This window comes from Marinobacterium zhoushanense (genome assembly GCF_014641945.1).
GTDB lineage: Bacteria > Pseudomonadota > Gammaproteobacteria > Pseudomonadales > Balneatricaceae > Marinobacterium_D > Marinobacterium_D zhoushanense.
In genome coordinates this window covers 1-13,119 of sequence record NZ_BMIJ01000006.1, presented here as the reverse complement: position 1 = coordinate 13,119, position 13,119 = coordinate 1, and the positions used below count along the sequence as shown (strand labels likewise).

12 protein-coding genes are annotated in these 13,119 nt (G+C 58.7%); 9 read left to right on the top strand and 3 right to left on the bottom strand.

The annotated features are described in order from the left end of the window. Positions 1-2: 2 nt before the first annotated feature. A complete protein-coding gene (nifL, locus tag IEX40_RS14275; RefSeq protein ID WP_188749458.1) occupies positions 3-1,586 on the bottom strand; it encodes a nitrogen fixation negative regulator NifL in 1,584 nt (527 codons plus the stop codon). 289 nt (positions 1,587-1,875) lie between these two features. On the opposite strand from nifL, the gene rsxA reads away from it, so the two are divergent. From rsxA to IEX40_RS14230, 9 genes are all read left to right on the top strand, one after another. Next, entirely contained in the window at positions 1,876-2,448 is a 573-nt protein-coding gene (rsxA, locus tag IEX40_RS14270) for an electron transport complex subunit RsxA (RefSeq protein ID WP_188749456.1), read from the top strand. Between the two features lie 28 nt (positions 2,449-2,476). After that, a complete protein-coding gene (locus IEX40_RS14265; protein WP_188749454.1) occupies positions 2,477-3,001 on the top strand; it encodes an RnfABCDGE type electron transport complex subunit B in 525 nt (174 codons plus the stop codon). A 12-nt stretch (positions 3,002-3,013) separates the two neighbouring features. Next, positions 3,014-4,576 (top strand): electron transport complex subunit RsxC, encoded by a 1,563-nt coding sequence (rsxC, locus tag IEX40_RS14260; RefSeq protein ID WP_188749452.1) that lies wholly within the window; start codon positions 3,014-3,016, stop codon positions 4,574-4,576. Further along, a complete protein-coding gene (locus tag IEX40_RS14255; RefSeq protein WP_188749450.1) occupies positions 4,573-5,634 on the top strand; it encodes an RnfABCDGE type electron transport complex subunit D in 1,062 nt (353 codons plus the stop codon). The genes rsxC and IEX40_RS14255 overlap by 4 nt, the downstream gene beginning before the upstream one ends. Before the next feature lie 4 nt (positions 5,635-5,638). After that, on the top strand, positions 5,639-6,331 hold the full coding sequence (rsxG, locus tag IEX40_RS14250) for an electron transport complex subunit RsxG (protein WP_229680772.1): 693 nt from the start codon (positions 5,639-5,641) through the stop codon (positions 6,329-6,331). After that, entirely contained in the window at positions 6,328-7,029 is a 702-nt protein-coding gene (locus IEX40_RS14245; protein WP_188749449.1) for an electron transport complex subunit E, read from the top strand. The genes rsxG and IEX40_RS14245 overlap by 4 nt, the downstream gene beginning before the upstream one ends. Further along, the gene (locus IEX40_RS14240) at positions 7,026-7,292 is read left to right on the top strand and encodes an RnfH family protein (RefSeq protein ID WP_188749446.1); all 267 of its coding nucleotides are present in this window, start codon (positions 7,026-7,028) and stop codon (positions 7,290-7,292) included. Before IEX40_RS14245 ends, IEX40_RS14240 begins: the two co-directional genes overlap by 4 nt. A gap of 222 nt (positions 7,293-7,514) precedes the next feature. Further along, the gene (locus tag IEX40_RS14235) at positions 7,515-9,428 is read left to right on the top strand and encodes a bifunctional diguanylate cyclase/phosphodiesterase (protein WP_188749444.1); all 1,914 of its coding nucleotides are present in this window, start codon (positions 7,515-7,517) and stop codon (positions 9,426-9,428) included. Continuing rightward, positions 9,425-10,105: a transglutaminase-like cysteine peptidase gene (locus IEX40_RS14230; RefSeq protein WP_188749442.1), complete on the top strand. Its 681-nt coding sequence runs from the start codon at positions 9,425-9,427 to the stop codon at positions 10,103-10,105. Before IEX40_RS14235 ends, IEX40_RS14230 begins: the two co-directional genes overlap by 4 nt. A gap of 24 nt (positions 10,106-10,129) precedes the next feature. Here the strand turns inward: IEX40_RS14230 and IEX40_RS14225 are convergent, their stop codons facing one another. Together IEX40_RS14225 and IEX40_RS14220 are read right to left on the bottom strand one after the other, a co-directional pair. Next, on the bottom strand, positions 10,130-11,533 hold the full coding sequence (locus IEX40_RS14225) for a retention module-containing protein (protein ID WP_188749440.1): 1,404 nt from the start codon (positions 11,531-11,533) through the stop codon (positions 10,130-10,132). A gap of 316 nt (positions 11,534-11,849) precedes the next feature. After that, positions 11,850-13,119 (bottom strand): immunoglobulin-like domain-containing protein (locus tag IEX40_RS14220; protein WP_188749438.1); only part of this gene is annotated, 1,270 nt, incomplete at its 5' end.

The window sequence follows — 13,119 nt, the reverse complement described above, 5'->3', positions numbered from 1 at the left end:
CCTCAACCTCGCTCAGCATTCAGCGGCAGATGCACGCAAACACGACAACCTTCCTGGTATTGGGGGTCGATATACACGGTACCCAGATGTTCGGCGACGATCTCCTGCACGATGGTCAGCCCCATGCCATACGCCGCGCCCTGGTAGGTGTGTGGCTTGGTGCTGAAAAAGGGTTCGAAAACGCGGGTGCGATGCTCTTGCGAGATACCCGGACCGGTATCCGAGATGGTCACCACCACCTCTCCGCCTTCAATACGGGCCACGATACTGAGTTCGCGGCGAGGGCCTTTAGCGCCCGCCATCGCTTCGATTGCATTGTCGATCAGCTGCTTGAACAGGCTATGCAGGCGGCTGTCATAGCCGATCATGGCAGGCATGTGCAGCGGCGGATGCCAGTCCACCAGAACGCCATGCTTGAGCAGGTCGGCAGTGCAGAGTTCCAGCACATTGCGCAGCAGCTCGTTCATGTTGATCGCGCTCTTGACCCCCGGATGCTCCTTCGGCACCGCATTTTCGAGTGTCTCGTGCGCTTCGTTACCGGCGGCAATCGCCTCTTTCAACGCCGAGATAACCTGTTCCGTTAGCGCATGCTCGTCACCCTGGCGCTGCTCCAGCATGCGCACCGCCGCGTTCATCAGATTGAGCGGGCGCTGGAACTGGTACAGTGCGCCGTTGAGCGCCTCGCGCATACTCTGCAGCGCCTCCTCTTCGGCAATCAACAACTTCAGCGCGTTCATCCGCTCCCCATGCTGGCGACGGCGAAGCTCGGTAACATCGTTGATCACCAGCATCAGGTAGTGACGCTCAGGCTGGGCAAAGAAGGAGTCGGCGGTCTCATCGCCGATCTCGATCATGCTGCCGTCCACGGAGAACCAGCGCGGCGCGCGATTTCTACCGATGTCGAGCCGGATCTCGTAATCGGTGAATCCAAGCCCCCGCTCCTGAATGGTGTTAAAGCGCTCGCCCATCTCGTCGCGCAGGGCGCGCAGAATCACGTGGCAGGGGTCCTGCGGCGACATATCGGTGGCCAATGTCTTGTAGGCCAAGTTGTCGAGGACGATCTGCTCCTCCTCATCGAGCAGCACCATCGCCACATTGGCAGCATTGACCGCCTTTTCGATCATCGCTTTCTGGTTCTGCACCCGCTGCTCCAGCGAGTAGAGTTCGGTCACATCGCGGTGCATGCCGAGGTAGTGGATCGGCTTGTTCTCATCGTCCAGCACCGGCGCCACCATCAGCTCGGCCAGATAGCGCTTGCCATCCTTGCGCCGATTCACCAGCACACCGGACCAGGGTTTCTGTTGCTTCAGGCGTCCCCAGAGCGCGTCATAGACCAGGCGGGGCGTATTGCGATTGGACAGTACGGACTCGTTACGGCCCAAGACCTCGGACGCGGCGTAACCAGTCTCCTTGGTAAACGCACGGTTGCTGTACAGGATATTGGCGTGCAGATCGGTTATCGAGATTGCAACGGGCGAATGCTCCACTGCCTGAAAAAACACACTCGCGGACAGCCCTTCCAGCAGCTCTCCCTTATCGATGACAGGAGTTTCATCGTTAATGCCCGGCTGTATCTCTTTCGCCATGATGTCAGCTCCTCAGGTGACGGGTATGGCTTGGGGATTGCAATTACTGCGCCATCGACAGCGTCAGCCTTATATAGAGATAAATCCTCACTTTTTAAGGGGTGAATGTCGTTTTGATGACACATAAGGGTGCACGCCCGCACCGATCTGTAACAAAGCCAACAATGTCATCATTCAAACAGCCGACTGCCGAACAACAACTTTAAATATCAATAACTTACCCATGGCATGGATGGTGCAACTCCCTGCTCAGACATCCAGTTGCGGCATTTCCGGAGGTTTGCGCACCATGGAATTAATCACCCTGCTCATCGGCACCGTTCTCGTGAACAATGTGGTGCTGGTCAAATTCCTCGGGCTCTGTCCGTTGATGGGGGTCTCCAATAAGTTCAGCACCGCCACCGGCATGGGGCTGGCCACTACCTTCGTGCTGACCCTCTCCTGCGTCAGCAGTTGGTTGATGGAGTATTACCTGCTCGAGCCTTTGGGGCTTCAGTTCCTGCGCATCATCTCCTTCATCCTCGTCGTCGCGGCGGTGGTGCAGTTCACCGAGATGATGGTGAAAAAGAGCAGTCCTCTGCTGCACCAGACACTGGGCATATTCCTGCCATTGATCACCACCAACTGTGCCGTGCTGGGCGTCGCGCTGCTCAACGTGCAGGAGGGACTGAACTTTATCGAAAGCGTGGTCTACGGCTTCGGCGCGTCAATCGGCTTCTCGATGGTGCTGATCATCTTCGCCGGTCTGCGCGAGCGACTGGCACTGTCCGATGTCCCGGCCACATTCGCCGGTACGCCGGTGGGTCTGGTGACAGCGGGTCTGCTGTCGATGATTTTCATGGGGTTCGGCGGTCTCGTTTGAGGCGTCGCGGGTCAAGGAGCGTCACATCATGATTACTGCTGTTGCTGTTCTTACACTGCTCGGCCTGGCTTTGGGTCTGATGCTTGGATATGCCGACAAGGTGTTCGCCGTTGAGGAGAACCCGATCGTTAAAGAGGTGGAGGCGATGCTGCCCGGCACACACTGTGGCCAGTGCGGTTTTGCCGGTTGCGGTGGTGCTGCCGAAGCGATGGTCGGCGGTGAGGCCTCCGTCACCTGCTGTCCCCCGGGGGGGCGGGCCCTGGCACAGGCGCTGGCGGAAAAGCTCGGTGTCAGTGCGGATCTTTCCGGCATGGCCAGCGAACCGATGATCGCCGTCATCGAGGAATCGCTGTGCACCGGCTGCTGCCGCTGTTACCGGGTCTGTCCTACCGACGCCATCCTGGGCTCCACCAAACAGATCCACGCCGTGTTTGCCGATGCCTGCACCGGTTGCGAGAAGTGTGCAGACGCCTGTCCCGAAGACTGTATATCCATGCGCCCGGAACAGGAGACCCTGGATACTTGGCAGTGGCCCAAACCCGTAGCGGCATGAGTGGCAAAAACTATGTTCAATAAACTCAAAATTCGTGGCGGTGTTCATGCCGAAGAGCGCAAGGAGCAGAGCACCTGCCAGCCAGTACGAACACTGGGTATTCCGCCGCTATTGCACCTGCCCCTGCGTCAGCATGCTGGCAAACCGGCCGAGCCTGTGGTCAAGGTCGGCGACAGGGTCAAAAAGGGGCAGCTGATCGCCACCTCCACCGGTGAGGATGTGTGCGCGTCGCTGCATGCGCCGACCTCCGGCCGGGTAACCGCGATCGGAGAGGTGGTTGCGCCCCACCCCTCACTGTTGACCACCGCCGCCATCACCATCGAGAGCGACGGGCTTGATGAGTGCCTGCAGCCGGGCGAGCAGTTTGACCCGATGAGCTTGACGCCGGCTGAGATCGCCGACCGGGTCGACCAGGCCGGTATCGTCGGTTTGGGTGGTGCCACCTTCCCCGCCGCACTGAAGCTTAAGTCTGGGGCGCGGCAGAAAATCGATACGCTGATCCTCAACGGCAGCGAATGCGAGCCCTATCTAACCTGCGACGACATGCTGATGCGCGAGCGCGCCGAGGGGATCATCTCCGGTGCCCGCCTGATCCAGCGTGCCATCGGCGCGAAAAGGATCGTGGCCGGCATCGAGGACAACAAGCCGGAGGCGATCGCGGCGATGACACAGGCCGCGGCCGCCTTTGACGATGTGCTGGTACAGCCTATCCCGACCCGTTACCCCATGGGTTCGGCCAAGCAGCTGATCCAGGCGATCATGGGCCGCGAGGTGCCGGCGGGCGGGCGTAGCTCCGATGTGGGCGCGCTGGTGCATAACGTCGCCACCGCCTTTGCCGTACATCAGGCGCTGTATGAGCATCGCCCTCTGATCTCGCGCATCGTCACCGTTTCCGGCCAGTGCATCGAACAGCCGCAGAACGTTGAAGTGTTGTTGGGCACCCCGGTGAGCTGGATGCTCGAGCAGTGCGGCGGCCTCAGCCAAGCCCCGGCCCGTGTGGTCATGGGCGGACCGATGATGGGGCAGATCCTGCAAACCACCGAGGTGCCGGTGACCAAGGGTGCCAGCGGCATCCTGGCCCTGGCCAACCCGGAGATCAGCAAGACCGAACCCTCCCCCTGTATCCGCTGCGGCAGCTGCGTATCCGCCTGTCCCATGGGCCTGGTGCCGCTGGAGATGGCCCGCCATGCCAAGAGCGATGACTTCGACGGCGCCAAGGAGTTCGGTCTGCGCGACTGCATTCTGTGCGGCTCCTGTGCCTATGTCTGCCCCTCGCATATACCGCTGGTGCACTACTTCCAGTTCGCTAAGGGGGAGCTGAGCAGCCAGCGTGAGCAGAGCCGCAAGGGTGAGCTGACCAAGTCGCTGGCCGAAGCGCGCAAGGCGCGTAAAGAGCGCGAGGAAGCGGAAAAGGCTGCGGCAAAAGCGGAAAAAGCCGCCAAGGCCAAGGCCGCCAAAGAGGCGAAAGAGCGCGCTAAAGCCCTGAAAGCAGAGCAAGAGCAAGCCAAACAGGCGCTGGCTGCCCAAGCGCAGGCAGCAGCAGACGCCCCAGTCAACGAGGAAAGCGGATCATGATTCAGTTGATCTCCTCCCCCCACGCGCACAACCGCAGCTCGGTGCAACGCACCATGCTCCTGGTCTGCGTGGCCCTACTCCCGGCAACCCTCTATGGGCTCTACCTGTTCGGTTGGCCCGCGATCAACCTGTTCCTGCTCTGCCTGATAACAGCGCTGGGTAGCGAAGCGGCCTGTCTTACGCTGGCCGGGCGATCCTTGAAGCCCTGCCTGGATGGTTCGGCGCTGCTGACCGGCTGGCTGATCGCTATGACCCTGCCGCCCTGGGCGCCCTGGTGGATCGCTGTCGTCGGCACCCTGTTCGCGGTGGTGATCGGCAAGCACCTGTACGGCGGATTGGGCCAGAACCTGTTCAACCCCGCGATGCTGGCCCGTGTCGGCCTGCTGATCTCCTTCCCGGTGGAGATGACCACCTGGATCGATCCGACACCGATCACCAGCGCCGCCGCACCTGGCTTCGTCGATAGCCTGCTGATCACCGCGGGGCTCTCGCCGATCCCGGATGCGATGACCGGTGCCTCGGCTCTGGGTCATGTCAAGACGGCGCTGACCATGAACATACCGGTAACAGAATCTATACCCCTGGCATTCAACGTTGCCGATGCCTTCATCGGCACTATGCGCGGCAGCATGGGGGAAACCTCGGCCCTGCTGATCCTGCTGGGAGGACTGTTCCTGCTCTATAAGCGGGTGATCAGTTGGCATATACCGGTATCGGTGCTCGGCACACTGGCACTGCTGGCATTCATCTTCAGCCTGGTGCACCCCGATCGCTTCGAGCCGCCCAGCTTCCACCTTCTGACCGGTGCCGCGATGCTGGGTGCATTCTTTATCGCCACCGATATGGTGACCTCGCCCACGACCCATAAAGGGCAACTGGTATTTGGTGCCGGTATCGCCTGTGTCGCCTTCATCATCCGCAGCTGGGGCTCCTTCCCTGAGGCGATCGGCTTCGCAGTACTGTTCATGAACGCGCTGACGCCCATTATCGACCGCTACTTCCGCCCCCGTATCTATGGCTACAGCTATAGCGGCAAGCCGCTGAAGTCGAAGGAGTAAGTTGATGAGTAACGGTATGACGACAACGCCGCTGGTCCCCAGTTATACCCGCGGCATCGGCTATCAGGCGGGGTTGCTTGGCGGTATTGCGATGATCGTCAGCATCATTCTGATGATGGGCGAGCACGGTACCCGGGACGATATCAAGGCGCGTCTCGAAGAGGATCGCAGCGCCATGCTCAGTCAGGTGCTGCCGGCCGAGATGTACGACAACAATCCGCTGGAGGACACAACACAGCTGGAGGGTAACCCGTTCGGCGGTGACCCCACAGTTTTCCTGGCCAGCAGGGATGGCGAGCTGACCGGTGCCGCCTATGAGGTGATCACCCATAACGGCTATAGCGGCAAAATCGTGCTGATTATCGGCGTCAACGCGAACGGTGAGCTGACCGGCGTACGCACCATTACCCATGCCGAAACACCGGGGCTCGGGGACAAGATCGAAATCGCCAAGCACGACTGGGTCGAAGGTTTCAACGGCTTCTCCCTGAGCAATATCCCGGAAAAGGAGTGGGCGGTGAAAAAGGACGGCGGCCGCTTCGACCAGTTTACCGGTGCGACGATTACGCCAAGGGCCTACGTCGGCGCGGTGCATGAGGGTTTAAAGGTGTACGAGCAACAGAAGGTGAAACTGCAGACCGCCGTTGCCGATCAGGGTGTAGAGAAAAGTGCAGCCAATCAGGAGGAGCAGCCATGAGCGGTCCATCCTACAAAGAGATCTGGGGCGAGGGGCTCTGGCACAACAACGTCGTTCTGAGCCAGATGTTGGCACTCTGCCCGCTGATGGCGGTGACCACTACGGCCAGTAACGGCCTCGGTATGGGACTGGCCACGCTGGTGGTGATGGTGTTCTCTAACCTGCTGGTGTCTATGCTCAGGGGCATTATCACGCCACAGGTGCGTATCCCGGTATTTATCGTTCTGATTGCCGCGATGGTGACCATGGTCGATATGTTCCTCAATGCCTGGATGCACGAGCTGTACAAGGTGTTGGGGCTGTTCATTCCGCTGATCGTGACCAACTGCGCCATTCTCGGCCGTGTCGAAAGCTTCGCGTCGAAAAATCTGGTGCTTCCGTCGATGCTCGACGGTTTCGCCATGGGCCTGGGTTTTACCTGGGTGCTGGTACTGCTCGGCGCCATGCGCGAGTTTTTCGGCGCCGGTACCCTGTTTGCCGACGCATCCCTGCTACTGGGGCAATGGGCATCGCTGATCGAGCTGGAGGTTTTTCCCGATTACGGTGGCACCCTGCTGCTGATCCTGCCGCCCGGAGGTTTTATCTGTCTGGGCCTGATGCTGGCTGGTAAGCGGGTGGTGGACCGGATGATTGCGGCACGGGAAAACACGCGTATCGCGCAGACCGGGAGCCAGCCATCGGTGGAGGGTGCGGTATGAAGGTCGCAATCGCCTACGCCGGCAAGCAGAAACAGGAGTGGATCGATCTGAACGTCAGCGATGACTCGACGATCGAGAGCGCCATCATCGAATCCGGCATTCTGCAGCGCTTTCCCGAGATCAACCTCAAGACCCAGAAAGTAGGCGTGTTCGGCAAACTGAGCAAGCTGGACACCAAGCTTACTGACGGCGATCGGGTCGAAATATACCGCAAGATCACCCGTGTCATGGATGAAGATGACGACGAAGATGATGACGACTGACGCCAGTTCAGGAAAAACAAACAGCCGGCAAGCCTCTATGCCGGCTTTTTGTTTGCGTGCACGCTACTTTCCTTCATTGACGGTTTCCGCCTAAACTGACCGCATTATGCATGCAGCACGGGAAACACTCCGTCATCCATATGCTGTAGCGTTTCACTTGCCTGCTATACCAGAGCAGAATCGGGTCGGCTGTTGGGCCGTTTTTGAAAAGGGAGTCTTTCGATGACGCTGTCCAAGCAGCTGATGCTCTTGATCTCGGCCATGTTCCTGGCCATCTTCGCAATCAACTTTTACACCAGCCTGACCAATATCCGCGACTACCTGCAGGTGGAGTCCGAAATCCACGCGCAGGACACCGCCACCTCGCTGGGCCTGTCGCTGAGCCCCTATATTCTTGACGAGGATGACACCATCCTGGCAACCATGGTCAACACCATCTTCGACCGCGGTTACTACCTCGAGATTCTGCTCGAAAATATGGACGGCAAGGAGTTGGTACGCCGAACCAACCCGAAAACCTTTGAAGAGGTACCGGAGTGGTTTTCCGAACTGCTGCACATGGACACGGTCACAGCGGACTCGGAGATCGATGGCGGCTGGGTCGTCGGCGGCAAGGTTTTCGTCACCATCCATCCGGGGCTGGGCTATCTGAAGCTATGGCAGCAGGCCAAGGAGTCGTTGATATTCGCGGCAATCAGCTTGATTGTTTTCGTTGCGCTGCTGTTTGTTCTTATTCGCTTCGTGTTGAGTCCGCTGGGCCGCATCGAGAAACTGGCGCTGAGTATCGCTGACGGTCAATTCGCCACCATCGACAAGCTGCCCTGGACCACGGAGATCCGTAACGTGGCCCACTCAATGAACCTGATGTCAGGCAAGATCGAGAAGGTGATCACCAACCTGAACAATCGTCTGGAGGAAACCGGCAAGCGCCTGCGGATCGACGAGTTGACCGGACTGGAAACCCGCGCCACCTTCGAGACCGACATGAAAGAGCGTTTCATGTCCCGTCAGCAGGGCTACCTGTTCATCATCCGCATCGATGAGCTGGGCAAACTGGCGGCGGCGATCAGCTCCGACAAGGTCGACACCTTCATCAAGCAGTTCGTCGCGGAGACCCGTACAGCACTCAAAGAACAAGGTGTCGCCGGCGACTTCCTCTACCGTATCGTTGGCTCCGAATTTATCCTGATTGCAGACTGTCCGAACCAGAGCGTAGCCGAGCAGCTCTGTCAGGCAATTCTGAAACGCCTTGCGGTCCTCGGGGCCGCTTACGACAAGGAGAATGTGGCCCATATCGGCGGCGTCGCTTTCGACCCGCAGGGCACCACGGCCGAGCTGGTCTCGGCGGCCACCGAAGCCTATGAGAAGGCCCGTCTGATCGGCCAGAACAGTTTCGCCATCACCCAGTACAGCGCCAACACTCGCAGCATGGATGAGTGGAAGCGTCTGGTCGGCGAGATCGTCGACCACAAGCGGGTCGAGATCGACTACGGAATCAAGGCGTATAGCCTTGCCGATGGCGAACTGGACAAACTGGTGCTTGAGGAGGCGATGTCCAGGGTGCTGGATGAGAAGGGCGAGACGCTGCCGATCGGTACCTTCATCTCGGTAGCCGAGACTCTCGGTCGTATCCTCGAATTCGACCTGCACATAGTGCGACAGGTGATCGAGCGGATCCGCAACGAGCAGCTCAAGCACGATATCGCGGTCAACGTCTCCTTTACCGCCCTGTCCAGCAACGAATTCCGCTCGGAACTCTATACCCTGCTGCAGGAGAACAAGGATGCCGCCAGGCATCTGGTGTTCAGCGTCACCGCCTATGGCGCCACCCGCGATCTGAAGTCGTTCGCCAGCTTCATCGACTTCATCCACCGCAATGGCGCACGGATCATCCTCAAGCGTTTCGAGAGCCGGTTCATATCGATGGACGATGTCAAACAGTTCCGTCTCGACTATATCCGTCTGGCGCGGATCTACACCGAGAATATCGGCAGCGATGCCGAGAAACGTCGCCTGGTAGAGGCGATGAAGGAGCTGGGCGAACTGCTCAATGTCAGTATCCTCGCGGAGTCGGTGGAAAGCGAAGCCGACTACCGAGCCGTACGCGAGATTGGATTGACCGCGGCAAGCCGATGAAAAGATCAGTGTTCAGCCTTCTGAGGCAAGGCCGCAGACGCCTCTGCGGCCTTGGCCTTGGCGTCCTGCTCAGCCTTTTACCGCTGACCGCCAGCGCCAAAAGTCTGGTCGATTTCAGCCCGGCGCTGCTCAGCCGCGTCGAGGCCAAGTTCGGTACGCAAGCCGTACTTAGACTGAACGCGCTGAAGAAGCTGATCGAGACCAATCAGAACATGACCGAGATGGAGAAGGTCAAAGAGGTCAACGACTTCTTCAATCTGGTCCCCTACTACACCGACATCGTGCATTGGAAAGTAGAGGACTACTGGGCGACACCGTTCGAGAAACTGACCACCTTCGGCGGCGACTGCGAGGATTACGCCATCGCGAAATATTTCTCGCTCATCGAACTCGGCATCCCCGACGACCGCATGCGCATCATGTACGTCAAGGCGCTGAACTGGAACCAGGCCCATATGGTGCTGACTTACTTCCCGCAGCCCCGCTCCATCCCGCTGGTACTGGATAACCTGAACCCGGAGATCCTGCCCGCCAACAAGCGCAAGGATCTGGTGCCGGTATACAGCTTCAACGGTGACGGTCTGTGGTTGGCGAAGGAGCGTGGGACCGGTAAGCGGGTCGGTAGCTCAGGAAAGCTGGGGTTATGGACCGACCTGCGCAGGCGCGTCGAGCAATAACCCCGCTGATACGAATTCCTGCAATCAATCAACGTAGATGATGCCGTTATCCAGCAGTGACGACAGGATATCGGTCTGATCCATCCCCATATCCAAACCCAGATCACTCAGGGACATATTGTCGACGGCAATCACCTGATCGATACCTGCCGCGATACCCGCACCCTGATGATTAAGTGATAACAGCAGCCCGCCGTTGTCACCGTCCTCCGCCACATGGATATAGCCGGTCAGTGCCGTCAGATCATTGGAAGAGGCACCATCCAGAACATCGGACAGATCCACGCCGACACTGTCGTGCCCATTCGGATCGGTCACTGGTGCTTCGGCGCTCTGAACCATGAATACCTCGCTGCTGCCAGAATATTCGCCACTTTGCACCGCATCGAACTCCAGCGGTTTGACGCTGAACTGCGCGTCATCGCCGCCATCGAAGGCGATGTACTGGAACTGGAGCGGCTCGCCCTGAGCGTCATTGAGGTAAAAGTGCCCTACTCCGCTCTCGTCAACAAACTGCTCCAGTGCAAAAGATTTTTCGTTGTTGGCCAGCGTAATACGCTCTCCAGCCTCCGAGTAGATTGACCACTGACTGCCCCCGACATCGCCATCGAAGTGGAAATAGACCTCGGTCATCGGCGTGCTGAGTTTAAAGGCAAGCGCCTCGTTCGGATCGACATGCTCATCGGTTGCACTCTGGGGATTACCGACACGACCAACCGAGTAGTATCCGCTGCCCTCGTTGTAGATCGCCCAGGCGTTATCCGCGCCGCTGTCCTTGAGTCCATTGGCGTCGGCGTAGGTACCGCCTGTCCCATGAGGGTTGTTGTCGCTGCCCTGACCCGCCGCATACCCACGATAGTCTGCAATTAACGGACTGGGAGGCTCCGGTGGTTGAGGCGGTTCCGGTGGTTGAGACGGTTCGGGTTCTTCGCTTGGCACGGGGATTGTCCCGGCAACCAGAATCGCCTCTTCGCTCTGCGGCTGCTCGATAGAGAAGCCGATCCCGCGCGTATCATAACCCGCTTCCGGCCTTACCTCTCCAGCCACACGATCCAATACAACGAAGTCCGCACCCTCGTTGGTTGCGCCAGTCTCAGCACCCGCCGCAGGTGCTTCCGCCACAGCAGTTGGATCCTCACCGGCCAGTATTGCCGCCTGGATCGCACCGACCTCAAATGCCGCCTGGTCGCTGCGCTCCAATACCTCAACGCCCTCTTGGTCGCCACCCACCAGCCACTGGGCGTCACTATCCAGATGGACGACAGCGCCCTCCTCGAGCTGTATATCGACCTGGCTATCAGGGCCGGTGCGGATCAGTTCACTGTCCACTACTCGATCACCCAACAGCAGCACACGCTCCGAACCATCGGTAGCGGTTACCACCACCTGACCACGGATCGCGAACACTCGTCCAATTGCACCAGCCATCACGAACCTCCTCGTTCATTAGCTACTCATAATATAATTACAGCTCAAAAAAGCTGGTTGAGCAGCACGATCAGGCGCCGCTTGCACTAAAGCGCAGTTACTTTTGCGATGGATCAAGATTAGTACAAGGAAGCTGATACAGTCCCCACAGCCTGAGAGTGTCTGTTCTGGGGTATCAGCCGTTTTGCAGAGTCCTATTGGCTTACAGCGTCCCAATACGCGCACCAGATTAGCACTCGTCAGGTCGGTACCGGCCTAGCCCGGCCCATAAAAAAAGCCCAGACGTTGGTCTGGGCTTTTACTCAGGACTCTAGGATCAGCTGTTATCGAGACTGTTGGTATTGAGAACGGTGCTCAGATCGTTCTCAACCACTACCGTTGCATAGTCGGTTACACCATCACTGTAGGTGTAGGTGGTAGTTGTCCCATCCGAAGCAGTCTGTGACCAAGTACCGGCACCTGCACCGTCCTGGTCTACCAGGTTCACTACGTCACCCACGTCACCGATCAGGTTGAGGATGTTGTCACCTGCTTCACCCAGCTCCAATACATCGGTAGCGGAGAGGTAGATGACGTTATCTTCACCTGTGCCTTTACCCGAGATATCGACTGTCTCGACGCTATCCCCAAACAGGTTCTCACCACCGTTGAGCGAGAGTTCAGAGAAGTCGAGCACGAAGTCACTGGTGTTGGACTCGGTATCGAGCGACAGCACCCCGTTCAACACTTCGTAACCGATCGCCTCACTCACTGAGTAATCGGTCGGATCGCTGGCGAAGTTATCACCGATGGTCACGTTGAAGATGTAGCCGTCGAAGTTGGTGTTCGATCCAGTATCACCGGTTTCCAGCTTGGCGTTGCCGTGGAAGATCTCGAGCACGTTTCCGCTTGAATCAGTGACCGACAGGTCGGTCAGGATTACCGGATCGCCGCTGACATGCTCCATGGTCACGGTGTAGGTTTCACCGGCGACAAACTCAACTTCATCAGTGAACTCCAGCGTACTACCTTCCTGGCCCTGCACCTCTGTCGGTTCGACCACTCCGGTGCTGTTGGAGCCCGTTTCAGAGGCGATGGTGACTCGCACCTCCTGAACGTTGACGTTGGTGTTGGTGATCAGCAGAGCCGAGCTCACCGGTACCTCGGAAACTACGGTAGACGCTGTATCGCTGGTATCCAGATCTTCGTACTCACCGCCAGTCGCATTACTGATCGATGCATCGTAGCTGGTATCAGCGGTCTCAGGGGCTGCCACATCCAGTGTACCGGACGTTTCACCCGGGTTGATGGTGATGGTACCCAGCTCGACGCTGTTCTCGTCAACGATCGTCAACACCAGAGCCGTGGTCAGCGGCGCTGCGCTCACGGTTGCCGTGTAGGTGATCGTGTCACCGGTATTGACCGACGCAGTGGCGGTCAGGGTCACGGTTGAGGTGTCGATGGTGTCGGCGATCTGCGCGGTGGCACTGGCGGTGCCCACCTGCAGGTCCTCGAAGTTACCGCCGCTGGTAGCGGTGATGGTCGCGGTCAGGCTGTCGGCATCCAGGTAGACGTCGGAGTCCTGAGTATCGATCACCAGGGTACCG